The 24,472-nt window shown below is 62.3% G+C and carries 22 protein-coding genes and 2 tRNA genes; 8 read left to right on the plus strand and 16 right to left on the minus strand.

Annotated elements, in window-relative coordinates; genetic code table 11:
• Positions 1–182 precede the first annotated feature (182 nt).
• On the plus strand, positions 183–803 hold the full coding sequence (locus A9D15_RS15785; protein WP_066767012.1) for a superoxide dismutase: 621 nt from the start codon (positions 183–185) through the stop codon (positions 801–803).
• A 72-nt stretch (positions 804–875) separates the two neighbouring features.
• Here A9D15_RS15785 and A9D15_RS15790 read toward each other — a convergent pair whose 3' ends face one another.
• From A9D15_RS15790 to A9D15_RS17025, 3 genes are read right to left on the minus strand one after another with little or no spacing between them, the layout of a single operon-like run.
• Positions 876–2,087 carry an AI-2E family transporter gene (locus A9D15_RS15790; protein ID WP_066766805.1) on the minus strand — a complete coding sequence of 404 codons (1,212 nt, stop codon included), beginning with the start codon at positions 2,085–2,087 and terminating at the stop codon, positions 876–878.
• Between the two features lie 19 nt (positions 2,088–2,106).
• Positions 2,107–2,757 (minus strand): sigma-70 family RNA polymerase sigma factor, encoded by a 651-nt coding sequence (locus A9D15_RS15795; protein WP_082924534.1) that lies wholly within the window; start codon positions 2,755–2,757, stop codon positions 2,107–2,109.
• Positions 2,757–3,149 (minus strand): NepR family anti-sigma factor, encoded by a 393-nt coding sequence (locus A9D15_RS17025; RefSeq protein WP_156521826.1) that lies wholly within the window; start codon positions 3,147–3,149, stop codon positions 2,757–2,759. The genes A9D15_RS15795 and A9D15_RS17025 overlap by 1 nt, the downstream gene beginning before the upstream one ends.
• Positions 3,150–3,189: 40 nt before the next feature.
• Here A9D15_RS17025 and A9D15_RS15805 point away from each other — a divergent pair, with 40 nt between their 5' ends.
• Entirely contained in the window at positions 3,190–4,917 is a 1,728-nt protein-coding gene (locus A9D15_RS15805; RefSeq protein ID WP_229660329.1) for a CHASE domain-containing protein, read from the plus strand.
• Positions 4,918–5,029: 112 nt separating this feature from the next.
• Here A9D15_RS15805 and A9D15_RS15810 read toward each other — a convergent pair whose 3' ends face one another.
• Positions 5,030–5,827, minus strand: coding sequence for a response regulator (locus tag A9D15_RS15810; RefSeq protein WP_066766819.1), 798 nt, complete (start codon positions 5,825–5,827; stop codon positions 5,030–5,032).
• A 141-nt stretch (positions 5,828–5,968) separates the two neighbouring features.
• On the opposite strand from A9D15_RS15810, the gene A9D15_RS15815 reads away from it, so the two are divergent.
• Positions 5,969–6,730 (plus strand): Crp/Fnr family transcriptional regulator, encoded by a 762-nt coding sequence (locus tag A9D15_RS15815; RefSeq protein WP_066766821.1) that lies wholly within the window; start codon positions 5,969–5,971, stop codon positions 6,728–6,730.
• Positions 6,731–7,012: 282 nt separating this feature from the next.
• Here the strand turns inward: A9D15_RS15815 and A9D15_RS15820 are convergent, their stop codons facing one another.
• The 6 genes from A9D15_RS15820 to lptF form a co-directional block, all read right to left on the minus strand.
• Positions 7,013–7,450, minus strand: a complete 438-nt coding sequence (locus A9D15_RS15820; RefSeq protein ID WP_066766823.1) for a response regulator — start codon at positions 7,448–7,450, stop codon at positions 7,013–7,015.
• Between the two features lie 113 nt (positions 7,451–7,563).
• Entirely contained in the window at positions 7,564–8,727 is a 1,164-nt protein-coding gene (locus tag A9D15_RS15825) for a GNAT family protein (protein WP_066766825.1), read from the minus strand.
• A gap of 15 nt (positions 8,728–8,742) precedes the next feature.
• Positions 8,743–9,567, minus strand: a complete 825-nt coding sequence (locus A9D15_RS15830; RefSeq protein ID WP_172807548.1) for a sterol desaturase family protein — start codon at positions 9,565–9,567, stop codon at positions 8,743–8,745.
• A gap of 241 nt (positions 9,568–9,808) precedes the next feature.
• The gene (locus A9D15_RS15835; RefSeq protein ID WP_066766832.1) at positions 9,809–10,084 is read right to left on the minus strand and encodes a hypothetical protein; all 276 of its coding nucleotides are present in this window, start codon (positions 10,082–10,084) and stop codon (positions 9,809–9,811) included.
• Positions 10,085–10,154: 70 nt separating this feature from the next.
• Positions 10,155–11,252, minus strand: a complete 1,098-nt coding sequence (gene lptG, locus A9D15_RS15840; RefSeq protein ID WP_066766835.1) for an LPS export ABC transporter permease LptG — start codon at positions 11,250–11,252, stop codon at positions 10,155–10,157.
• Positions 11,242–12,486 (minus strand): LPS export ABC transporter permease LptF, encoded by a 1,245-nt coding sequence (gene lptF / locus A9D15_RS15845; RefSeq protein ID WP_066766837.1) that lies wholly within the window; start codon positions 12,484–12,486, stop codon positions 11,242–11,244. The genes lptG and lptF overlap by 11 nt, the downstream gene beginning before the upstream one ends.
• Positions 12,487–12,637: 151 nt before the next feature.
• Here lptF and A9D15_RS15850 point away from each other — a divergent pair, with 151 nt between their 5' ends.
• Positions 12,638–13,828, plus strand: a complete 1,191-nt coding sequence (locus A9D15_RS15850) for a hypothetical protein (RefSeq protein ID WP_156521827.1) — start codon at positions 12,638–12,640, stop codon at positions 13,826–13,828.
• A 10-nt stretch (positions 13,829–13,838) separates the two neighbouring features.
• On the opposite strand, the gene clpS is transcribed toward A9D15_RS15850, so the two are convergent.
• The 3 genes from clpS to A9D15_RS15865 form a co-directional block, all read right to left on the minus strand.
• A complete protein-coding gene (clpS, locus tag A9D15_RS15855; RefSeq protein WP_066767017.1) occupies positions 13,839–14,216 on the minus strand; it encodes an ATP-dependent Clp protease adapter ClpS in 378 nt (125 codons plus the stop codon).
• A 280-nt stretch (positions 14,217–14,496) separates the two neighbouring features.
• The gene (locus A9D15_RS17090) at positions 14,497–15,399 is read right to left on the minus strand and encodes a phasin family protein (RefSeq protein WP_066766842.1); all 903 of its coding nucleotides are present in this window, start codon (positions 15,397–15,399) and stop codon (positions 14,497–14,499) included.
• Positions 15,400–15,596: 197 nt separating this feature from the next.
• Positions 15,597–17,585: a PHA/PHB synthase family protein gene (locus tag A9D15_RS15865; RefSeq protein WP_082924535.1), complete on the minus strand. Its 1,989-nt coding sequence runs from the start codon at positions 17,583–17,585 to the stop codon at positions 15,597–15,599.
• A gap of 208 nt (positions 17,586–17,793) precedes the next feature.
• Here A9D15_RS15865 and A9D15_RS15870 point away from each other — a divergent pair, with 208 nt between their 5' ends.
• The 3 genes from A9D15_RS15870 to A9D15_RS15880 all read left to right on the plus strand — a co-directional run bounded on the left by A9D15_RS15870 (position 17,794) and on the right by A9D15_RS15880 (position 19,245).
• Complete coding sequence (locus A9D15_RS15870) at positions 17,794–18,984, plus strand: LL-diaminopimelate aminotransferase (protein ID WP_066766845.1); 1,191 nt, start codon at positions 17,794–17,796, stop codon at positions 18,982–18,984.
• Between the two features lie 91 nt (positions 18,985–19,075).
• Positions 19,076–19,149, plus strand: a tRNA-Cys gene (locus A9D15_RS15875).
• 20 nt (positions 19,150–19,169) lie between these two features.
• Positions 19,170–19,245 (plus strand) — tRNA-Thr (locus A9D15_RS15880).
• A 63-nt stretch (positions 19,246–19,308) separates the two neighbouring features.
• Here A9D15_RS15880 and A9D15_RS15885 read toward each other — a convergent pair.
• The 3 genes from A9D15_RS15885 to A9D15_RS15895 form a co-directional block, all read right to left on the minus strand.
• Positions 19,309–20,961 (minus strand): FAD-binding protein, encoded by a 1,653-nt coding sequence (locus tag A9D15_RS15885; RefSeq protein ID WP_066766853.1) that lies wholly within the window; start codon positions 20,959–20,961, stop codon positions 19,309–19,311.
• A gap of 131 nt (positions 20,962–21,092) precedes the next feature.
• Positions 21,093–22,970 carry an AAA family ATPase gene (locus tag A9D15_RS15890; RefSeq protein ID WP_082924536.1) on the minus strand — a complete coding sequence of 626 codons (1,878 nt, stop codon included), beginning with the start codon at positions 22,968–22,970 and terminating at the stop codon, positions 21,093–21,095.
• Positions 22,971–23,179: 209 nt separating this feature from the next.
• Positions 23,180–23,551 (minus strand): PilZ domain-containing protein, encoded by a 372-nt coding sequence (locus A9D15_RS15895; RefSeq protein ID WP_066766855.1) that lies wholly within the window; start codon positions 23,549–23,551, stop codon positions 23,180–23,182.
• A 153-nt stretch (positions 23,552–23,704) separates the two neighbouring features.
• Between A9D15_RS15895 and A9D15_RS15900 the strand changes: the two genes are divergently transcribed.
• Positions 23,705–24,472, plus strand: a complete 768-nt coding sequence (locus A9D15_RS15900; RefSeq protein WP_066766857.1) for an esterase/lipase family protein — start codon at positions 23,705–23,707, stop codon at positions 24,470–24,472.

The raw sequence follows: 24,472 nt of genomic DNA on the forward strand, positions 1-24,472 counted from the left end.
AGCCAATGAGCGAGGCCTTCTGGCAGTTCCCCGCCCGTCATGGCACCCCCGATGCCGCGCGTGAAGGCGCATGGTACACGTCCGAGCGCGAAATATACGCGAAACTGCAACTTGAACCTGCGCAATGCGTTTACACATATGAACACGAGACAACCAAACGCGACCGTCCAAGGAGTTTAAAGATGGCCATTGCCTTTCCCGACCTGCCCTATGCCCACGATGCGCTGAGCCCGGCGATCGGTTCGGAAACGCTGCAGACCCACCACGGCAAGCACCACAAGGCTTATGTCGACAAGACGAACGCCGCGATCGAAGGCACCGACCTTGCGGACGCTTCGCTGGAATCGATCATCGCCAAGGCTGATGAAACCGGCAACGCGGGCCTGTTCAACAATTCGGCGCAGAGCTGGAACCACGCCTTCTACTGGCACTCGATGGCTCCGACGAGCGAAGGCCCGAGCGGCGATCTGCTCGACGCGATCAACGCCGCATTCGGCTCGGTCGATGCACTCGTCGAAAAGCTGCAGTCGGCAGGTGCCGGCCACTTCGCATCGGGCTGGGTCTGGCTGGCGGCCGACTCGGACGGCAAGCTCTCGGTTGAGGAAACGCACGATGCCGGTACGCTTGCAATCGGCGGAAAGAACCCGCTCCTCACGCTCGATGTGTGGGAACACGCCTATTACCTCGACCACAAGAACGTGCGCCCCGACTATCTGAAGGCCGTCAGCACCGGCCACATCAACTGGGACTTCGCGGCAGAGAACTACAAGCGTGGTTCGATCTGGTCGTACCCCTCGGCCTGAGGCGGGAATACCTGAACGAGCGAAAGGCCGGGATCGTCTCCCGGCCTTTTTCTTTTGCATCGATGGCGTGCGTCAGGCGCTGGTTTCTTCGCCCTCGCCTCGTCGGAGGAACAGCGGTTCGCCGAACAGGAAGCCGATGATGTTGGGATGGCCGAGATGCTCGAACAGGGCCATCAGCGTGATGAGGATTGGCATCGACAGCACCGCGCCCAATACGCCCCAGACCCACGTGAAATAGCTGATCCCGATAAGGATCACGACAGGGTTCATCGTGAAGCGCGCACCAAGGATCGCGGGCGTCACGGCATTGGCCTCGATCGTGTGCAGGCCGAGATAGGCCGCCGCCGGGACCAGCCCGATCAGGATAGTGTCGGCCGTGCCCATGCCGACCAACAGCAGGATCGCCGTCATCGCGAAAGGCCCGATATAGGGCAGGAAATTGAGCAGCGCGGCAAGCCCGCCCCACATGATCGGCGCGTCGAGCCCGATGGCCCATGCACCCAGCGCCGCGACGACTCCGACACCCAGATTGATGAGACCGACCGTCAGGATATAGCTCGCCACGCGGTCCTGCACTTCGCGAAGCGCACGCGCCGCCTTCAGCGATGCCCCGAATTCCGCACGTTCAAGCAGCAAGCGGTGCCGCATCCGCACCCGAGCCTCGATCATGAAGAACGCCATCAGGATCGTGAGCAGCGTTTCGATGATGACGGTCGGGGTCGCAAGCGCCACCCGCTCGATCATCGAAGGCGTTGCGACGACCACTTCGCGGCCCTGCTTCGGTCCGCCGAGTTCGCCAAACCGCTTGCCGAGGTCGTTGATCCAGTCGAGTTGGCCCCTGACCTGCCCGAACGACTTGTCGATCGAAGCGAGCATCTGCGGCACCTGATCGAACAGGTCGGCAGCTGGCTGCAGGATAGCGGTCGCGGCAAGCACCAGTACGCCGATGAAGATCAGCACCGCCAGAAGCGATGCGATCACGTTGGGAATGCCGATGGCGTTGATCTTGTCAGCTAGCGGCGAGAGCAGGATCGTCAAAACCACCGCCGTCACCAGCGGCAGGAATACGATCGATCCGATCGACAATACGAAAGGAAGTGCCAGGAAAAGGCCCAGCCCGATCATCAGCAGCAATGCGGAAGCCAGTCGCCCCAGATCGAGATCGGCACCAAGGATTCGGTCGCCAAGTTCCGGCCCGGCAGCAGCATTGCCGGCCAGCCGCTCAAGCCGCTGGGCGTTGGTTTCTTCCCTGTCCTGATCCCGATCCTGATCGTCGTCCGCCATAGCAGCCCCCCGGCCGCCTCTAGCGGTTTATATTGCCTTGAGGCTCGGCCATATCGTCGAGCTCTCCCATGATGGCACGGTGTGCCACAGCGTCATCTACCGAACGCTGCGGGATGTCGCCATCCTCCAACATCGACGTAAGCGCAGCGCGGGCGCGACCCACGCGGCTCTTGATGGTGCCAACGGCGCAGTCGCAGATTTCTGCCGCCTCTTCATAACTGAAGCCGCCTGCGCCCACGAGCAGCAAAGCCTCACGCCGTTCGGGCGGAAGGGTCAGCAACGCGCGGTGCATGTCGGACAGGTGCAGCGGGCCTTCCTGTGCCGCAGGTGCGGTCAGGATGCGTTCGGCCACGGTCTCGTCATAATCGGCACGAAAGCGATTGCGTCGCATGTCGGTGAGGTATGCGTTGCGCAGGATCACGAAAGTCCATGCCCGCATCGAAGTGCCGGGCTGGAAACGCTCCTGCGCGGCCCACGCCTTCATCAAGGCTTCCTGCACGAGATCGTCGGCCACGTCGGGCCGGCCGCACAGGCCGCGGGCAAATGCACGCAAGTGAGGAATAACTTCGGTCAGCTCTTTCTTGAATTCGGCCGCGCGTACGCGTTCCTCGGCCTCAGAGCGCTCGGGCACCGCAGCGGGCTGCGCCTCGCTAGTCGCGTTCTTGGCCATTACTCCTCCGAGTCGAACTTGGAGAGGAGATCGTTGAAACTGTCCGGAAGCGGTTCCTCCACTACCGAGTCGTAGAGCTGCCGAAGACCCGACGCCCAATCCGGGCGTTTTTCGGGCTTTTTCTGCCGCTCTGTCTCGTCGTCCTTTTTCTTCACGTCCCTCATTCGCTTTTCAGTCATCTCAAGCACTGCGACCCCTTGCCGATGTTCAAAGCCAAAAGCCGATCCGGCAACAGCTGCCCGCTGACGTTTCAGAAATATATCAAACACACAGGCGGGAACGAAACGGCATGCGATTGGTTCCCGCGAATGGATGTAATAATAAAAGAGGCCGGATTTGCCTGTTTGCTCGCCGATGCTGCCAGATGGTTTCCCGCGTGAACACGACAGCATCGAATTCCTCGCCCCGGTAGGATCGTGATCTGAGCAAAACGTGGAAATACGGCCTAACCCCCTGAAAAGCGACGCCCATGTCAAGGAGCGACGCGGACGGCGTGCCGATCCGCGACTTGGCCGCGTGCTGCGTGGGTTCGCGCATTTTCCGCGCGCGCTACCGATCGGTATCTTCGTCGCCATCGCGCTACTGACAGGCGTAGGCGTCTGGGCGATCGAGATGGCGCAGAAGGATTCGCGCCGTACCGAACTGAGCCAGATCGCAACCGGCGCCAGCGCCGCGCTCGAACGGCGCGCCAATGCCAATGCCGCATACCTGCGTTCGGGCGCGGCGCTATTGGCGACGCAGGATGACGTTCCGCCCTCGCTGTTCCGCACGTTCGTCGGTCAACTGCGGCTCGACGCCAACTTCCGCGGCGCCGAAGGTATCGGCTGGGCCGCGCGTGTAGATAGCGACGAAATCCCCGAGTTCGAAGCGAAACAGGTCGAACTGGGCTCGATCGGCTTTGCCGTGCACCCCCTGCCCCGTCCGGACCAAGCTTATGCCGTGCCGGTCACCAATCTCCAGCCGCTGACCGACCGGAACCGCCGCGCGATCGGTTTCAACATGTTCTCCGAACGCACGCGGCGCATCGCCATGCTGGAGGCGGAACGTCTTGCCCGCCCCACCGCTTCGGGCCGCGTCGTGCTGGTGCAGGAAGGTTCGCAGGATACCGCGCCCGGTTTCCTGATGTACATGCCGGTCTTCAAGATCGATCCCGCCGGCGGGCGCCGCCTGGAGGGCTATGTCTATAGTCCGTTCAACGCACAGGACTTCGTGGAATCGGCGCTGGAAGGCGAACTGCCCAACCGTGCGCGCATCGGCCTCTATGACGGCCCCATTGCGCCCGACAACCTGCTTGCCGAACTTTCGACCGGCGAGACTGGCGGCGAGAGCCTGACGCGCCAGATCGCCATCGGGAACCGGACTTTCACGATGGAAGTCCACTCGCTGAAAAGCTCGATGCTGAGCGATGTCGCCGTGATCGTTCTGCTGTCCGGCCTCGTCGTCGCCACCCTTGCGCTCGCCATTGCATGGCTGCTGACGCGGCAGGCAGCAGAGGCGCGGCAGGTCATCGGCATTCTCGAAGAACAGGCCGCGATCCGCAATTCGCTGACCCGTGAGCTTAATCACCGCGTCAAGAACACGCTCGCCAATGTTCTCTCTATCGTTTCGCTGACCCGCAGGCGCGCGACTTCGCTCGACGCGTTCGCCACTTCGCTCGACGGCCGGATCCGCGCGCTATCGGCAACGCACGACCTTCTAACGCAATCGGAATGGGGCACGACGCCGGTGAAGTCGGTGGTCGAGGTTGAAATGGCCCCATATGCGTTGGGCCGCGACTCGACCGTGGAGATGGATGGACCCGATGTCGAGCTTGCTCCGAACGATGCGCTTTCGCTTGGTCTTGCCATCCACGAACTCGCGACCAATGCGGCCAAGTTCGGCGCGCTCAGCGTGCCGGGTGGCAAAGTCACGGTCGACTGGGACCTCGTCTCGGACTCGCTCGTGCGCGTACGCTGGAAGGAAAGTGGCGGCCCGCCGGTCTCGGAAACGCGCCCGCGCGGATTCGGCACCGAGCTGATCGAAAAGATTGTCGCGCACGAATTGCGAAATCCGGTCGATCTCGTCTTCGAAAGCACAGGCGTGCGCTGCACGATGCTGATCCCGGTCCGCACCCGCAGCGAGTTCATGATCCGCGCCAAGCAGGTCGGCAAAACGAACTGATCGATGGCGGGCGTTGCGGCGGTAACGTCCAACTACCGTGCTCCCCGGACACGAAAAGGCCCGCTGCTCATGCTTGAGCGGCGGGCCTTTCGTTCGGCAATTGCGGCGCGTCTTAGGGGAGCGGGCGGCTCGATCCGAAGAATAGCGCCTGGCTGATCGCGGCGCGCACCGTCGATTCCTGGAACGGCTTAGTGACGAGATAGGTCGGCTCTGGCCGGTCACCCGTCAGCAAGCGTTCGGGATAGGCGGTGATGAAGATCACCGGCACCGAACCGATCGACAGGATATCGTCCACCGCGTCGAGGCCCGACGAACCGTCGGCCAGCTGGATGTCGGCCAGCACCAGGCCCGGCATCTTGTCGGCAATGACGTCCTGCGCCTGCGTGCGCGTGGCGGCGGTGCCGCAGATGTCGTGGCCGAGCGAGCGGACGAGGTCTTCGAGCTGCATCGAGATCAGCGGCTCGTCTTCGATGATGAGGACGTTCGTCGTCGATTCCCTGTCGATCTCCGACACCGCTTCCTGAACGAGGTTTTCGACCTCTTCTTCAGTGAGGTCCATGATCTCGGCCGCCTGCGCGATCGAGAAATCCTCCAGTGTGGTGAGGAGAAGCGCCTGACGGTTCATCGGCGTGATGGCCGACAGACGTTCCTGCGCAGCCGCCTCGTGGTCGATGATACCGGAATCGGTATCGGCCACTTCAAGGAAAGCGCTGGACCAGAGCTTGTTGAAAGCGCGGTAGAGGGGCACGCGTCCCCCTTCACCGAGGCTGGCCTTCAGTTCCGGATCGGCAAGAACCGCCTCCAGAGTGGCGCGTACGAAAGCGTCGCCGGTGCTTTGCGAGCCCGAAAGCGCGCGAGCGTAGCGACGAAGATATGGTAGATTGGCGGCAACCTTGGCCCCGAGAGACATGCAAGCCCTTCCCGTAATTTGGATCGACAGCCGTAACGTGCGCGCGCGAGGTCTGTTCCCGAAAAAATTGTCGAATCGTTCACGCCGTTGCAATTGCGTGTCTTTCGAGGCACGGAATGGACGGTCGCGGTGCGTAGGGGCATGACGGGGAACGACATGAATTCGGGTTCGCAGCACTTCACCTGCACGCAGTGTCCACTGCTCTCCTGTCCCGGTCTGCGCGAGCAGGAGAAGGATCGCCTCGCGCTCATCCAGGAGTTCAAGCATGGCGAGCTCGGGGTCGACCGCGGCGAGCAAGTGCTGGTCCAGGACACGAAGAGCGAGCATCTCTACACGGTCCTGAAGGGCGTCCTGATCCGCTTCCGCCTGATGGACGACGGGCGACGTCAGATCATCAACTTCCTCTTCCCCGGCGACCTGATCGGCCTTCAGGCGACGCTGGACGAACCGATGACACACGGGGTCGAGGCGCTGACCGACGCCCGGCTCTGCGTGTTCCCGCGTGCCGACTTCCGCCATTTCGTCAGCCAGTTCCCCGATCTCAATTACGACATAGTCTGGCTCGCCGCGAAGGAAGAGGCAGCACTCGAGGAACACCTCGTCGCTTTGGGACAGCGCAATGCGCGCGAACGTATCGCCTATCTCGCGATGTTCCTTATCGAGCGGGCCGAGCAGACCTGCCTGACGAGCGGTCCGCACAAGATGTCGCTGGCTGTCACGCAGGGCCAGATCGCGGACATGCTTGGCCTGTCGCTGGTACACACCAACCGCTCGCTCCAGTCATTGCGGAAGGACGGGCTGGTGCGCTGGACCCTGACCGAGATCGAAATCCCCGACATGGACGCGGTGCGCGATCTTGTGCAGGTGGAGAGAGCAAACCCCAAAAAGCGGCCTTTCATCTGATTTTTCTTTCATAAAATCAGCGGTTTACTGACTTTCTCAAAAAGAATTCAGATTCTTTTCGCGTCCGCTGGAACCTCTTTTCGGGACGAGCATTTTCTTATTGTCACCGCCGAGACCCCCCCTCCCGTCCAAGCGGCCGGTGATACGATCCCGAAAGGCCTTCGCTCCCTAACAGGGGGAGCGGAGGCCTTTTTTTGTCCTCCGCCTATGCGGCATCGTTACTTGTAAACGAAAAAGGACAGCCGGGCGGCAGGCCTTATGAAGCGTCGCGCAAAGCGGCGATCAGTCGGAGGAGATCGCACCCTTGAGGCGTGAAAACAGGCCGGTGCGGCGGCTGTCCGAGACGGCATCGATCAACGTCTCGGGCGCGTAGGGCTTGGTCAAGACCTTGCCCAGTTCCTTGATATCGGAAGGGATAGCCTCGGGATTGCCGGTCGAAAAGACGATACGCGGCGGGCGGGGCCCAAGTTCGTTGACCAGTTCTGCCACGGCCCAGCCATCGTCGCGGTCGACGAGGTGAACGTCGAGCACGATCACGTCGGGCTTCTGTTTTTCAAGGGCGGCCAGTGCCTGCTTCGTACTGGAGCAGACCGTCACCGACGGAGAGCCCGCTTCGATCAGGATATCCTCGATCGACATTGCCAGGATCGGGTCGTCTTCCACGACAAGAGCCGTACCGATATTACGATCGGTTCCCTTCGGCTTCGGCTGTGTGGACATGACTTTGCGACTTCCCTGATCGGGCGTTCATTCGCCCTATCCTGCTAACGCCGGTATGGCAGCCGAAGTTCCCGCTTTGTCGCCGCTATTGCGAAAAGAAGTCGGACGGCCTCTCAGAGCGTTTTCGAATAGATCGTGTACTCGCGGTTCACGTCGGCATCGATGGCCTCGGCAATCGCGTTCATTCCCTGATTGTCGTCCAGGATCCAGCCGATCTCACCGCGTTTCGCGTTGTAATCCTGGACCGCTGCGCGGCGGATATATTCGATCATCATGAAGGCCAGCTGGCTGGCAAGGCGGGAGCTTTGCAGGTGCTTGCGAACGCCCATCAACGGCACGCGCATGTCCGCGTTCTTCGGCTTGCGGATCCAGTTCAGCAGCTTGATGAAGCCGAAGGGGAACAGCTTTCCGTTGATCGCCTTGATCGGCTGGTTCACGTCGGGAAGCGTCATCATGAAAGCCACCGGCTCACCGTCATATTCGGCGATCATGATGAGGTCCGCGCGCACCAGCGGCTTCAATTTCTTGCCGGTGTGCTCGACCTCGCGGTCGGTGATCGGCACGAAGCCCCAGTTGCCCGACCAGGCATCGTTCAGGATTTCGAGGATGATTGCCGCTTCCTCGTCGAACTTCGATTTGTCGACGCGGCGGACCTTGATGCGGTCGTTCTTCTCGCCAGAGGAGATGATGCGCTGGATCAGCTTGGGAAAATCCTGCGTTACGTCGAGGTCGAAGGTTCGCAGCACTTTCGCGGGGGTATAGCCCATCGCCTCGACCCACGGCTGGTACTTTGCCGGATGGTGGCCCATCATAACCGTCGGTGAATGATCGTGACCCAGCGTCAGCAGGCCCGGTTCTTCCCAGATCGACAGCGAGATCGGCGCAAGGATACGGGTCATGCCCTTTTCGCGCAGCCACGCCTCGGCGCGCAGGATCAGCGCCTGTGCGACGGACTCGTCCTCGGCATCCATCAGGCCCCAGTTGCCTGTGCCCGGCCCCATACCCTGTTCGGGCGGCATGGTATGGGCCAGCTTGTCGAAATGGGCAGAGATGCGGCCGACCGGCTTTCCATCGCGCCTGGCGATGAATAGCTGGACTTCGGCATGATCGAAGAAGGGGTTCTTCTTCGGGTCGACGACTTCCGCAGCCTCGGCCCGGAGCGGCGGGACCCACTGGGGATCGTCGCGGTTCAGCGCATAGCCGACGTCCAGAAAGACCTTGCGACCGGCGCCGTCGACGACCGGCTCGACGACGATGCCGTTACCCTGTCCCCCCATGTTCGTTTTCCTGCTTCAGGCCGCGGTCTTGTCGCGGTTCGGGTCGAACCCTTCCTTGCCCATCGCACGGCGGCGCGGGTGGCCCGACGCGATGCCGCCCGACAGGTCCTTCACCCAAGGCCACTGCTTGGCGACTTCCTCGTCATAGCCGAGGTTGAACACGGTCGCGGAACGCTTCGGGCGGTCCTTCTTCTCGTAGTACGTGCCGAGCAGGCGATCCCACGTGTAGTTGGTGATGCCGAAATTGCCGTCCTCGTCGAAATAGTGATGTTCGACATGCCGCTGCTTCATATGCTGCACCCACTTCCACTTCGGCTTGAAGGCGAGGTGCTGGATGCAGTGCATGAATTCGTAATAGCAGGTCGTCAGCAGGCCGCCGGCAAAGGCCGCGGCAAGACCGCCGATGCCGCCGATGGCATAGCCGATGGGAGCGGTGGCGAGAAAGATCGTCGGCACCGTCGTGTGCAGCGCGCCGAACAGCACCTCGAGGTGGTTAGGGTCCTGGTGGTGATCGTAGTGAATACGCTTCCACGTGCCGGCCAGCGGCTTGATCTTGTACATCCACTGACCGTGCAGCACGTATTGGTGCAGCAGGTGCCAGACCAGCGGATAGACGATCAGCGCCGCGAAAAACGCGGCTGCCGCGCGCAGCGGCGTCGTCGGCCAGATCGCGAATGCCACCACGCACAGCGCGGTCAGGCCGAGATAGGCGATGATCGTATAGTGCTGAAAATACGCAACGATCAGCTGCTTCAGCGTCATCCGGTCGAGATAGTGCGAGCGCTTCCAGAACGGGAGCTTCGCCTCGTCGGCGGCTGTGGTCGAGGTGGTCTGCGTCATCATGTTCGGCTTCTACGATTGATCCTTGGGCGGGCCCTTAGCATTTGCGTAACGCACGTGCCAGTCGTGCGAGACGGCCCGCATCGATTGGCGGGCCGGCGTGGTTACCGCGCAACGGCTGAACCGGGGCTGAGCATCGGGCTCAACGTGCGTTACCGCCATGGAAAAGGCCGCTACGCAAAAGGGCCGCCCCGGTAATTCCGGCGCGGCCCTTCGCGTTCCCCTTACTGTAGCAAGGCCGTTAGTCGGTCTCGACAGTCATCGACGGGTTGCCGTCGATGTCGGCGCTGACCGAGGTGCCGCCGTCGTTGATGTCGGCGTTGACACCGTCTTCGCTGATGGTGATCGAATCGCCGTCATCGGCTTCGACGACCGGTTCGGTCATCGCCGGATCGGTGCCGACTTCTTCGGTCACGACTTCGGTTTCGGTTCCAGCCGGAGCTTCGGCAGTGCTGTCGCAAGCGGCAAGGCCCAGCGCGGACACGGTGATAAGGGCAGGCAGGATAATTTTCTTCATGGGTGCGTCTCCAATTTGTGGCGCAATTGTGGCAACTACGCCCGAATTGGGGCAACGGTTCCCGAAAAAATTACTCTTCGGTCCGCAGCAGCACGAATTCGCCGATCAGGGCGAACAGGAGAAACGGCGCCCAGGCAGCCAGAAACGGCGGATATCCGCCAAAATTGCCGATGGCGAGCGCAGCATTGTCGACAACGAAATAGGCAAAGCCCAATGCCATGCCGATGACCGCGCGCACGAAAAGTTGACCGGAACGCGCAAGGCCGAATGCGGCAACCGCGCCCAGAAGCGGCATGAGCGCGGCCGAAAGCGGGCCGGAGATCTTGTGCCACCAGCGGCCCTTCAGCTCCTCCGTCCGGCGGCCCGCAGCCTCTAGGTCCTTGATCGACTGACGCAGCTTGAAGATGTCCTGCGCGTCTGCGTTGACCGAACTGATCGCGATTTCGCGCGGGGTAATGCCCTGTCCGACAACGGTGTCGGGCGGATAGTCGACAGTGGCGATGTCGACGGCAAAGCGGGTCGGATCCTTCAGCAGCCAGCCGTCGCCGGTCCATGTCGCGGACTTGGCGCGCCACTGTTCGGTCAGCATGAGGTTCGGATCGCGGCGGTACCACGTCACGCCGCCCAGCGTCATCGCATCGCCGTTGCCGGCGGCGGTGCGCGCTGCGAGAATCGCATCGCCCTCTGCCATGTAGATGTCGGTTCTTATGTCCGAACCGGGCGGCACGGGGCCGTAATCGGCCTTCTCCCACGCGCTGAGCGTCGCGGTGGCACGGGTGACGATGCGTTCGTTGAACCCGAAGCTCAGAACCGAGACGAAAGCGGCGGTCAGCACCAGCGGCGCGAGGATCTGGTGCGCCGAAAGCCCCGCGGCCTTCATCGCAATCACCTCGCTGTTCTGGTTGAGCGTCGCCAGTGTCAGGATCGTTGCGAGCAGCACCGAATAGGGCAGAAACCTTGCCACCAGCTGCGGCGCGCGGAGCGAAACGTAAGTCCACAGCGCACCCTCGCCATTGCCCTCGGCGGCAAGGATGTCTCCGCTGGTGCCGAGCAGGTCGAGGATCTGAAGGACCAGCACGAGCATCGCCAGTACCGCGAAGATGCGGACGATGAACGTTTTGGCGAGGTAGATCGTCAGGCGTTTGGAAGGGAAGAAATCAAGCCGCATGGTGTTCCTCCGCCATGCGCTTCAACTCCTTGCGCCCGGTAAAGCGCATCAGGCGGAAGAGGGCAGTGACCTTTTTGCCCACGACCGCTGCGCCGCGTTCCAGCCAGCCGATCGCCTGTCCGCCCGGCACATAGGCGACGCGCCAGTACATCCAGATGATCAGCGCCGCGAAGAGCACGAAAGGCACCCACAGCGAGATCACCGGACTGACGAGACCGAGCGCAGCGACGTCTTCGCCGTACTGGTTGATCTTGTGATAGGCGACGACCATCACGATCGACACGAACACGCCAAGTGCGCTGGTAGATCGTTTTGGCGGGATCGCCAGCGATACGGCGAGAAGCGGCAGGAGCAGCATCATCACCACCTCGACGAGGCGGAAGTTGAGGCTGGCCAATGTCTCGTTCCGAACGGTCTGGTCGACCTGGTCGTTCCAGCCCAGTTGCAGCAGTTCGGGCAGGATATATTCCCGGTCCTCACCGCCGCGTTGGCGGAACTGTTCGATCTCGGGCAAGTCGATCGGCAAGTCGTAGCTGGAGAATGACAGCACGCGCGGCGCGTTAAGGTTCGGCTGATCCTGAATAATCGTGCCGTCGGTCAGACGCAGAATGATCGTGTTCTGGTCATCCGCATTGGCAAGAAACCTCCCGCCGCGCGCCGAGATCGAGAGCATGTCGCCCTTCTCGTCCGTGACGCGGGCGAAGATGCCGCCCAGTTCGCGCCCGTTGTCGCGGCTTTCCTCGATGCGCAGCGCGGTCTTGTCCTGGATCGTGTTGAATTCGCCCACGTCGATCGAGGCACCCAGTGCGCCTGAGGACAATTCGAACGCCAGCCGCTGATAATCGTAGCGCGAGACCGGCTGCACCCAATAGACCAGCACGAAGTTCAACGCGACGAGCGCCAGCGTGATCATGTAGGGCACCTTGAGCAACTGGGTGTACCCCATGCCCACGGCGCGAAGGACGTCCAGTTCCGACGTCGTCGCCAGTTTTCGAAACGCGAAGAGGATGCCCAGCATCAAGCCCAGCGGGATGGCGAGGCTCATGTATTCGGGAAGCAGGTTCGCCAGCATCCGGAACACGACTCCGATCGGCCCGCCCTCGTTCGCGACGACTTCGAACAGGCGCAACATCTTGTCCAGCACCAGCAGCGATGCGGCCAGCGCCAGCGTGCCCAGCATCGGCATCAGCGTCAGCCGGAAGATGTAACGGTCGATGGCGGAAAAGAACTTCAAGGTGCTCGCATTCGGTCCTTTGCGGGGTGGATCGGCACTGCGATGCCCCTTCGTGTGAGGGCGTCATAACGGCAACTCTTGCCAACGTCACCCGTTTCAGATGGGGTTCATTTGCCCGAACGTCTACTCCCCCGACAAAAGGAGAGTGTCGATGCGTTTCGTCATGATCGCGGGAATTGCGGCAAGCGTTGCCGCCTGCGCCCCGCCCCCGCCAGAGAAAGCCGCCAACGCGGCTGCGCCTCTGCCCACGGGCGCGACGCATGGGCAGGACGGTTTCTGGTCCATCGGCGACGTTCCTGCGATCGCATGGCCCGAGGTCGTGCCCGCGGACCCGTCGATCGGGCAGGAGGACATGTTCGACAAGTACGCCCGAGAAAACGGTCTTACGCGCGAACAGGCGATGAACCAGATCAACGGTCCGGCGCGTCTTCACGAGATCATGCAGCGCATTTCAGAGAAGGTTCAGCGCGAAGAAGCGGGCAATTTCGTCCAGTTCGTGATGGTCCGCGACCCGTCCGTCCGGATGGAGGTGTGGTTCAAGCGCGATGCCGCCGCGACGCTGGCGAAATATACGAAGGACCCCCTGTTCGTCCCACGCGAGGGCGGTCTGTCGCAGGAAGAGCGTGACCGCATCCAGAGCGAATGGAACAGGCGCCTTTCCGATGCCGGACTGTCATTCAGCAGCTACGGGATGGAGCGCGAAGGCGTGGTCAAGTTCGACCTCGGCGTGACAGAGGCGCATTTCCGCAAGATCGCACAGGAAAAGGGCTGGAATCGCGATGCGCCGGTCCGCTTCGATTTCGCCAGGCCCCAGCCGCCAGCGTTTGCGGACGAGGCGCTTGCAAGTGGTGTGCGGATCTTCGCGCGGGAGCACATGGAGCCGGGGGCGCGACACATGGCGCTGTACCATGACACCATCGTGCTGAAGGACGGGTGCTTCAAGACGAAGGGCAGCGGCGATCTGGTAATGTTCGCCTATGACGCGCAGCTTTCGAAAGATGACGAAGGTTACCTCACCGTCATCAGCCCCCACGGCCGCGAACCCTATCGCATAGGCGAGCCCGGCAACTGGGGCGGGCCGAACGGCGTCGATGAAAAGAACCCCGACGTGATCGCTCTGCGCAAGGCCTGCGGTGACGGGGGCATCATGAATGTCGCCAACCCGTCGAGCGCGCGGCTTTTCGCGCTTCCCGCGCCGCAGTGGGTGACGAACTATGCCGATGCGAAAGGTCTCACGCGCCAGAAGGCGTGGGATGATGTGACCGATTGCATGAAGGCCGAGGAAGCCGAAGGGCGCACCGGACTCGATGCGCGGGACGTCTGCATCCGGCAGTTCAACTAGGAAGGAAGGCTCAGGCCTTTTCGAGCGTGCATTGCAGCGGGTGCTGGTTCTGCCGGGCGAAGTCCATCACCTGGTTAACCTTCGTCTCGGCGATCTCGTAAGGATAGATGCCGCAAACGCCCACGCCGCGCTGGTGCACGTGAAGCATGACTTGCGTCGCCTGCTCCATATCCATGCGGAAGAACCGCTTGAGGACCATCACGACGAATTCCATCGGCGTGTAGTCGTCGTTGAGCATGAGAACCTTGAACTGGCTCGGCTTTTTCGGTTTGGCACGCGTACGGGTGGCGAGGCTCACCTGGCCTTCACCACCGTCGCCGCCATCGGGTTCGTCGCCACGTTCCCCGTCATCGGGCCCTGAATGGACCGGGATGCCGGCATTCCCCATCACAGCGGGGACCGGCATGCCGGAAATCATCGGGCACGCGCTTTCGGGGGCCATGAAGGCCGCGCGGCAACCCTGTGCGGAATCGTCGTGAACCTTCGCCATATTCCTCGAGAATATCGTATCGGAGGCGCTTCCTACAAGGGGCAGGGACGCAATTGCTTCATTCAAAGACGAAAACGGGGCTGGCAGTGGTTAACCTGCCCGCCCCGCTCTCTTGATCGGGAAGACCGGCGTCTGGCGGGACGACGGCGCTTCCGATGCTTAATGGGTCAGTCTGCGATCAGGCAGCCTTCACCTTTTCCATCGCGAGCGAAACGCGGCTCGACAGCGGCTGGGCGGCGTCGTTGGCCAGCTTCAGCATCGCTTCGGTGTTCTTCGACGCAGCGGCAACCGACTTGTCGAAGTACTTGCGCATCATCGCGCTCTGCAGCTGGAAGAAGTCGGTCGGCGACTTCACGGCTGCGAGTTCCTTGACCTCGGCGGTCAGGGCTTCGAATTCGGCCTTCGAGTCGGCAACGAAGCCGCGGCCCATTTCCTGCATGCCGCTGGCGAGGATCTTGCCCGATTCGACCATGGCTTCAAAGTTGCCCTTGGTGAATTCGGTGGCTTCGCCCATCATGGCGGTGCTCTTTTCGTAAGCTTCCTTCGACTTCGTCTGCATGTCGGCAACGGCGGTCTGGAAACCCTTGGTAAACGCTTCGGGGGTAGTCATCTTGCTAAACTCCTGAGTGATCTTGGTCGTGATTTTGGCGGGTTCGGATGCCACCGCAGCGATCTTCGCGGCGGGGGCGGCAACAGTCTTTTTCACTGCGGCCTTGGTGGCTGCCGGCTTGGCGACGCGGGCCTTGGCGGGCGTCGGCTTGCTGGCGGCCTTCTTGGCCGGAGTCTTCTTCACCGGGGTCTTTTTCGCCGTGCGCTTCGCCACCGCGGCCTTGGCCGTCGACGTCTTCAGCGCAGGCTTGGAAACCGGCTTCGCAACAGCGGGCTTTGCCGCCGGCGCGGGAGTCTCTTCGACCTTGGCCGCCACTGCGGGTTCAGTCGCAGGCTCGGCCTTTGCCTCGGGCTCTGCCTTGGGCTTGGCCGGTGCTTTGGGCTTTTTCGGAGCGGCCTTGGGCGTTGCGGTGGCGGTGCCACCGGCTGCAGCCTCGTAAGCCTTGTCGGCTCCGTCGTCCTTGCTTGCCATCGAGATTACCTCGTCTGCTATCCATGCAGCGAAGGAAGGCCAAATCGTTCCAGGCTTCCCCCGCGACAGACCCGCCTATCGGGTCATGTTGCACTGCACAATAAGTGCTGGAGCAGCTAGAGTCAAGGATTATGTTGCACTGCAACAAAAGTCTAACATTGCCCTTGGCAAGGACAATGCGGGTCGTCGCAAGTCGTTCATTTCATGCGGACATATCGTCCCGGCGCATCCTCGATAACGGTGTCGCCGCGCCCTCCCGGCTTGCGCTTTCCGGTCGCTTTCACACGCGTCGCATCGAACGATTCGATCCAGCGGATCCAGTCCGGCCACCACGAACCGGGCGTTTCCACCGCCTGTTCGCGGAAGGCATTCAGCGTGTCGGGAACGGGCGGCTGCTGGGCATCGGGCTCGCCCACCGACCAGTACTGGTACTTGCCCGACGATGGCGGATTGACGACACCGGCGATGTGGCCCGACCCTGCCAGCAGGAAGCGCATCGGACCCGACAGATGCCGCGTCATCTTCCACACGCTGTTGAGCGGCGCGATGTGATCCTCGACGCCCGCCTGGATGTACGACGGCGTGACATTGCGGCGCAGGTCGATCGGCGTGCCGTGTGCGCTCAGCGCGTCGGGCACGACCAGCAGGTTGTCGTGGTAGAGGTTCTTCAGATACTCGCGGTGGAAGCGGGCGGGCAGATTGGTGCTGTCCCCGTTCCAGTAGAGCAGGTCGAAGGCGGCATAGTCCTCGCCCAGCAGGTAGTTGTTGATGACGTAGTTCCAGATGAGGTCCGGGCTGCGCAGCAGGTTGAACGCCAGCGCCAGATAGCGCCCGTCGAGGAAGCCTTCGCCGGCAAGCGAATCCACCATCGCAAGCTGCTGCTCGTCGATGAAAGCCTTCAGTTCTCCGGCCTCGGTAAAGTCGACTTGCGCGGTGAAGTAGGTCGCGCTCGCCACCTTGTCCGCTTCGCCCCTGCGGCCCAGCACCGCCAGCGTCGCGGCCAGCGTCGTGCCGCCCACGCAATATCCGATGGTGTGGACCGATGGCACCTTGAAGCGTTCGCGAACGACGTCGATCGCCTCGATCTGGGCGGCGATGTAGTCTTCCCAACCCACGTCGGCCATCGACGCATCGGCAGAGCGCCATGAGACGAGGCACACTGTCAGCCCCTGCTCTACCGCCCACTTCACGAAGCTCTTCTTGGGGCCGAGGTCGAGGATATAGAACCGGTTGATCCACGGCGGAAAGATCAGCAACGGCGTCCCGATCACTGTTTCGGTGACCGGCGTGTACTGGATGATCTGGAACAGGCGGCTTTCATAAACGACCTTGCCCGGCGTCGCGGCGATATTCTCGCCCAGCGTGAAGGCATCGTTATCGGTGTGGGTCAGCTTGCCCGCCTCGAGGTCCGCGATGAGGTGCTCCAGCCCCTTCACCAGATTCTCGCCGCCGGTCTCAAGAGTGCGTTCGATCACCAGCGGATTGGTCAGCGGGAAATGCGCGGGGCTCAGCGCCTCGCAGAACAGGCGGGTGAAGAACTTCAGCTGTTCGCGCCGCTCCTTCGTCAGCCCCTGTGCCGAATCCGCGGCCTCCAGCATCTGATCCGCCGCCATCAGGTAGGCCTGGTGCAGAACCGCGAAGGCCGGGTTCTCCTGCCACTTGGGATCGCGGAAACGGCGGTCCTTGCGCGGCAGGGCCACAGGCGCGCCTTCGGCCACTTGCGCCATTCCGCACTGTTCCAACACCGTGTCCCACAGCGCCATGGCATCGGCGAAAAGCTGGTCCTGCCCGTCGCCCCCGCCGAGCGGCCACTGCTGCATCCAGCGGCTTGCCATCGTGAACCACCGCGCAGGATCGACCACGCCGCTGGCCGCAATGCTGGGATGGGTCTTCAGGAAATCGCGCCAGACATCGTTCATGTTCTGCGCGATGGCGCGCCAGTCAACTTGTTCGCCGGCGTTCGCATTCACGTCGTTTTTAGCGTCGGGTGTGTCCAGAAACGCAGAGAACATCGCCTTGGTCGCGCTGTCCTGCATCTCGATCACGTCGCGCATGGGGCCGTCCATCATGCCGAGGAACGGTCCGGCCATCAGCGATGCCAGAAACGGCATCTCGCCCGGCCCCGCCAGCGGCATATCGGTGGTCGCCTTCTCGCTAGCGTCCGTGTCTTTGGTGTCGGTGGCCATGGCATTCTCCCGTCGCTGTGCGACATTGCAATGCAGCAGATGAAAGATCAACGCTGTCAAAAGGTCGAACGGGAAACAAAATTGCTCTTGCACACACTTGCGGGACATCGCAATGCCCCCCATGCTTTGGGGCGGTGCCCCCGACACACCGCCGCGCAAGTGGCACAGACACGAAACGGCCTGATGGCCCATTGGATTAAGCCGAGAGATGGATACCGAGTTCTACCGCATCAAGCGCCTGCCGCCCTATGTCATCGCCGAAGTCAACGCGATGCGGGCCGAGGCGCGCCGCGCGGGACGCGACATCATCGATCTTGGCATGGGCAACCCCGACCTGCCGCCGCCGCCGCATGTCATCGAGAAGCTGTGCGAAGTGGCACAAAAGCCCGACGCCCACGGATATTCACAGTCGAAGGGGATTCCGGGCCTGCGCCGCGCACAGGCGAACTATTACGCCCGCCGCTTCAACGTGGAACTGGACCCCGAGAGTGAGATTGTCGTCACGATGGGATCGAAGGAAGGACTAGCCAGCCTCGCCACCGCGATCACCGCACCCGGCGACGTCATCATGGCGCCCAACCCCAGCTATCCGATCCACACTTTCGGCTTCATCCTTGCCGGCGCAACGATCCGCGAAGTGCCGACGACGCCCGACGACCACTATTTCGAGGTTCTCGAAAACGCGATGCGCCACTCGGTGCCGCGTCCGACGGTCCTGATCGTGAACTATCCGTCGAACCCGACGGCAGAGACGGTCGACATCTCCTTCTATGAACGGCTGGTCCCCTGGGCGAAGGAGAACAACGTCTGGATCCTGTCCGACCTTGCCTATTCGGAGCTCTACTACGACGGCAAGCCGACGCGCTCGATCCTCGAGGTGCCGGGCGCGAAGGACGTTGCGGTCGAGTTTACCTCGATGAGCAAAACCTACTCGATGGCCGGCTGGCGCATGGGCTTTGCCGTGGGCAACGAAAAGCTGATCTCGGCGCTGACCCGGGTGAAGTCTTATCTCGACTACGGCGCCTTCACCCCGATCCAGGCTGCGGCCTGTGCCGCGCTGAACGGGCCGCAGGACATCGTCGAGATGAACCGCAACCTCTATCAGAAGCGGCGCGACGTCATGGTCGATGCCTTCGCCCGCGCCGGCTGGGACATTCCCAGCCCGCCTGCATCGATGTTCGCATGGGCCCCGCTTCCCCCCGCGCTCAAGCACATGGGCAGCCTCGAGTTCTCGAAACAGATGCTTTCCGAAGCCGAAGTCGCGGTCGCACCGGGCGTCGGTTACGGCGAGCAGGGCGAGGGTTACGTGCGTATCGCCATGGTCGAGAACGAGCAGCGTCTGAGGCAGGCGGCGCGCAACGTGAAGCGCTGGTTCAAGTCGATGGGAATCAACACCTGACCGGCGATTGATCGGCCTTTGACGGGCTGACGCGAAAACCCGATTGCACCGCGCGTAAAGACTCGCTAGGTGCGCCCCTCACCCGTGGTGAGGCCCGATGGCGGAGTGGTGACGCACCGGACTGCAAATCCGTTTACGCCGGTTCGATTCCGGCTCGGGCCTCCACGGTTGAATTGAAATGGTCGGCCGCTTTAGCTCAGTTGGTAGAGCACATCATTCGTAATGATGGGGTCACGTGTTCGAGTCACGTAAGCGGCACCATCCATGCCCCCGAAATCGCCGACGATCTGACAACGGCCCGACAATGCCGAGAGAGCATGATCCTCAGACGTTCGGGATGTGCTGTCCCAGGTGCTTGCCCGCGATGTAGCCGAAAGTCATGCCGGGGCCGAGCGTGCCGCCGGCGCCGCCATAGACTTCGCCCAGAACCGACGCCATCGCGTTGCCCGCCGCATAGAGGCCCGGGATCGGGTTGCCGTTCCAGTCGACGACCTGCGCGTCGGCATTGGTCTTGGGACCGCCCGCCGTACCCAGCGCGCCCGCTTCCATCTTGACCGCGTAGAACGGCCCCTGGTCGATGACGCCGAGCGTCCGGTACGGCGGATCGAAGTCGGTATCGCCCCACATGTAGAAGTTGTCGTAAGTGCTGTCGCCGCGGCCGAAATCATCGTCGTGGCCGTTACGTACCATCGTGTTGAAGCGTTCGACTTCTGCCTTCAGCCCTTCGGCATCGATTCCCGCCATTTCGGCGAGTTCGTCCAGCGTGTCGGCCTGCATCATGAAGCCCGGCGTCGGGCCGCCCGGAGGCGTGTTGAAGGTCTGGTACTTGTCGCGATAGCGCTGGTCGATGATGAGCCAGTAGGGCAGGTTCGCGTAAGTGTGCGAGCCCGCATCGAAGGCGTGGAGCGACTTGCCCAGTGCGTTGTAGTTCGCGGCTTCGTTCACGAAACGCTTGCCCTTGCGATTGACGAGGATCGCGCCCGGTCGTGCGCGTTCGTCCGATCCCAGCAGGTAGTTCGGCTTTGCCGAACGGTGCTGCGGCTCGAACTCAAGCACGCTCTGCATCCAGTAGGCGTGCTGCATATTGGCAAGCTTGGCGCCTGCCTCGATCGCCATCAACAACCCGTCGCCCTCGTTTTCCGGGACAGAGACGGGGCCGGTTAGAGGGCCGCGCAAGAAGGTCTTGACCAGATCCTCGTTCCATTCGAACCCGCCGGTCGCGATCACCACCCCGCGGCGGGCACGCACCTTGTAGTCGTTGCCGCTGGCATCCTCGGCGATGACGCCGATGATACGTTCGCCATCCTTGATCAGCTTCTTGGCGCGCTTTTCGAACTCCACCGGAATCTCACGCTCGATTACGGCGAGATAGAGCGAACCGGCCAGCGCCTGTCCCAGCCCGCGATAATCGTGTGCATCGCGCTCGGCCAAGGTCTCTTCATCCAGCGCGCCGGTTATCGCCTCGATCAGGCTGCCACGCAGGGGATATGCCATCTTGCTGGGGTTCACGCGCTGCGCCCACTTGCCCAGCCGCTCGAAACAGAAAGCCTCGTTGTCGAGCGACCGGCCACCGTCGGGCTTCGCGCCGGGGGCATAGGACTGGTAGTCGGGAAAGTCCTTGAACGCGGTCAGCCGCACGGGCGTCCTGTCGGCGAGATAGCGGACCATCTCCGGCCCGCCCTCCATGAAAGCGAAGAGCGTGTCGGGGTCGAGCTGACGGGGCGCGAGCGAATCGAGGTAGGTGACGACATCCTCGTCGTTTTCTTCGACGCCCGCTTCGATCTGGTGGTGGTTGCCCGGCACCCACAGCATACCGCCGGACATTGCGGTCGTGCCGCCGACCATGCCGGTCTTTTCGAGGATCACGACGTCTTTCGCGCCAAAGTCGTGCGCCGCGATCGCGGCGGTCATCGCCGCGCCGCCGGAACCGAGCACAACAACGTCGGCTTCCAGATCCCATTCGTGTGCGTCTGCCATCTTTCCATCTCCCGGATCGCGTCGTATTATCCGGGCACTCGCAGCGATCCGATGGCTGTGCCCGGCTATTTAATGACGCTTGTCATGAATAACCGGGCGGGCGGATACTCCTCAAAATCACAGGTCACTGGTTAGAGCCTGCATTCCAGCGTGGTCGTGCTGTCCGCTTCTTTAGCAGAAACGATGGTCATGCGCTCGCGCGGCTGGTGGCGAAATATCTCGCGCGAGAGCGGGTTGATGAAGTGCGTCTCGATCCGGTTGGCGATGCCGCGTCCCCCCTCGAACCAGTCCGCCATGCAGAGCGAGCGCAAGTCGTCCATTGCCTGCGGTTCGATCTCTATCTCCACCCCGTGTTCGGCGCGCACGACATCGAGCACACGCCCGACGATGGCGGAGAAGATCTCTGCCGCGACGGTGCCGCCGATGAACTCGAAGGCGATCACGTTCTGGCCGATGCGGTTCATCAGTTCGGGGCGGTTCAGCTCGTTTCGGAAATGCTGGCGCACCGCGTCGATCAGCTTGGCCTCAAGCTCGGCGAAATCGTCGGATGGCAGGATGTTCATGCCCATGTTCTGGGTGTGGTTCTTGCCGATCAGGCCGATGTTGGAGGTAAAGATGATCAGCGCCTCGGAGAAATAGGCCGTCGACCCGCGCGAATCCGTCAGCCGCCCTTCGTCGAGGATCTGGAGGAACGCGTCGAGCACGCGGGGGTGCGCTTTCTCGACTTCGTCGAACAGCACGACGCTGAACGGCCGTTTGTGCATGGCGTTGACCAGTTCGCCCCCGCGCTCGTGACCCGGATAGCCCGGAGGTGCGCCGATCAGGCGGTTGATCGAATTCTCCTCCATGAACTCCGACATGTCGAAGCGGTGGCAGGCGTTCTCGTCCCCGAACAAAAGCTCGGTCACGGCCTTGGCCAGTTCGGTCTTGCCGACGCCGGTGGGGCCGACGAAAAACATCACGCCCCGCGGACGATTATATCGCGACCCGGTTTGCGCGCCCGACAGCCCGACGATCGATCGCATCAGGATGTCGAGTGTTTTGTCGATTGCATGATGCTGGCCCTTGATCCGCCGCGTAAGGATCTCGCGCGCCCGCATCATGCGCGATCGCATGACCGGCGACTTCCACGGATTGCGCCGCGTGCCAAGGCGATGCGAACGGATCGCCTCGGTGATCTCCGCACTCGCAAGTCCATGCCGTTCGGCAATACGGGCGACCGACTTCATGCCGGCGAGCTTCATGCCCTCGGCCTCGAGCGCGAACTGTTCGAGGAAGCTCGCAAGCTCCGCCCCGTCCAGCGTCTCGCCATCGGTGAAATGCCCGACCAGCGTGCGAGCATAGGCATAGCGGTCCTCAAGGTTCGGCAATTCGACCGACAGTTCGCGCAAGGCATCGTTGCCGGCGACGAACCAGGCCGGCAGGTCGCCCGGCCTTTCGACCAGCCAGAGTGTCGGACTGGGCAAGCGGGGCGGATCACGGTCGAGTGCATCGCCCAGCATGACCTGCCGCGCGGTCTTGTCCGCCTCGACCAGCGCCTGCGACATCAAGGCCATGTCCCCGCCGAACAGAGCGGGTGCGTAGTCGACGATGAGGACTAGCGGCAGGTCTTGCAGACTGGTTAGGGTGCGGTGCAATTTCGCGAAAGCCTCGGGCGTTTCGGCAAAAGCACCGACCTCGACGCCCGCGCCCATCAATCGTGTGACGATCCTGTCGGGGCATTCCGGGTGGACACGCAGACCCGCATCGCTGTCGTAGATGCACAGCGCGGCAAAGCCTTTCGCCTCGGCGATGCGCCAGACCATCTGCTCGAACGTGCGAAAGGCGATCCCGCCGTCTTCGTGAGCAGGATAGAGATCGCGCAAGTTGCCAGAAACCGCGAAATGCGCCTGCATCGACAGGCCGGTGTCAAGCTCGTCAAACCAGACCGGCATCGCGGGCAAGGCAGGTTCGTGGGCCGGTTCCGCGACCCGCATGTCAGAACTGCTATCGATCCTCTCGGCGTCCATCGGCGCTCCCTTCCGGCGGCATGATCGCACTGAGCCATGCCGACGGGAAGATTATCGCACCGGATCATCTGACGCGCCTTGATTTCGATCACCTCGCCTATCGAACGACGGCGTTCTCGCGCACCACCTGTCCGACCATCTGTCGGGGTTTCTGGTTTGGCATGCCCGCGGCGATAGGCCGCGTTCTTCGGTCCGGAACTCGTGAGAGCTTACCAGGCCCGTGCGAGCGCTGGGGCGGCGCGCGGCAGCTTGGGAAGCGGGCGACCGAAACGATCGGTCGGCATCATCATCGCGCCCTTTACCGGATCGTACCCGAGAAAGCGGACGACGGCCTCATGCAGCGGCTGGTCGAATTTGATGCCCGCGTTGCGTTCGTCCTGCCACACGACACGGCCCGCCAGGCGGATATTGCCTTCCGCCTTGATGAACAGACGATCACCCTCGCTCACGCGATTATAAGGCATCTCGATCATGCATCCGGTGACGGAGACGTTGTAGAGAACGGCATGGAACGGTTGTCCGTCGGCGCGACATTCCACCTGCCGGTCCGAATCGAGGCGTTCGTTGTTGCGACGTGTCATTTTGGCTTGCGACCTTCCTTTAGATCGGTCGTTTTCGCACTCGCAGGGTTAATTCGGAGTTTAAGACCGATAAGGAATCTGCCGGATGGCGCGGGTGACACCTGACAAAAGGGACTGTATCGCCCCTCGTAAGCGTGGGGCAGACCGTCAAACATGCCCGAAAAGTCCGAAATCCTCAGTCCTCTACCCGCGCTGACCTTCGCCGAAGGTGCGCGGTCGATGATGGAACTGGCATCGCTCGCGTTCAGCTATCCTCTGATGACGGGCGTGCCGCGCGGCGACGGGCACCCCGTGCTTGTCCTGCCCGGCTTTGCCACGAACGACCGGATGACGGCGGTTCTGCGATCGTTCCTGACACGGCTGGGCCATCACGTGCACCCCTGGGACCTGGGCTGGAACCTTGATCAGCACACTACCGGCGAAAACGGTGAACACATCGCGCAGCGCATTGCCGAGATCCGCAAGCAAACGGGCCGCAAGGTGTCGCTCGTCGGGTGGAGCCTTGGCGGCGTCATCGCGCGTGAGGCCACGCGCCGCGATCCCGAAGACGTTCGACAGGTCGTCACGCTGGGCAGCCCCTTTACCGGCGATCCGGGCGCGACGAACCTCAACATGCTTTACGAACTGCTGACCGGCAATCGCATTGCCGACATGCGAAAGCACGCCCGCTATGCCACCGGCCACCACGTCCTGCCCGTCCCGTCGAGCGCGGTCTATTCGCGCACCGACGGCATTACCGCGTGGCAGAACTGCATTTCCGAAACCGACGAGAAGACCGAGAACATCGAGGTGGTCTCCAGCCACTTCGGCTTTATCGCCAATCCGGCAGTGTTCTACATCGTCGCAGACCGGCTTTCGCAGACCGAAGGCGAGTGGAAACCGTTCGAGCGCAAGGGGCCTTTCGCCGCCTGCTACCGCTGA

This window comes from Croceicoccus pelagius (assembly GCF_001661915.1).
GTDB lineage: Bacteria > Pseudomonadota > Alphaproteobacteria > Sphingomonadales > Sphingomonadaceae > Croceicoccus > Croceicoccus pelagius.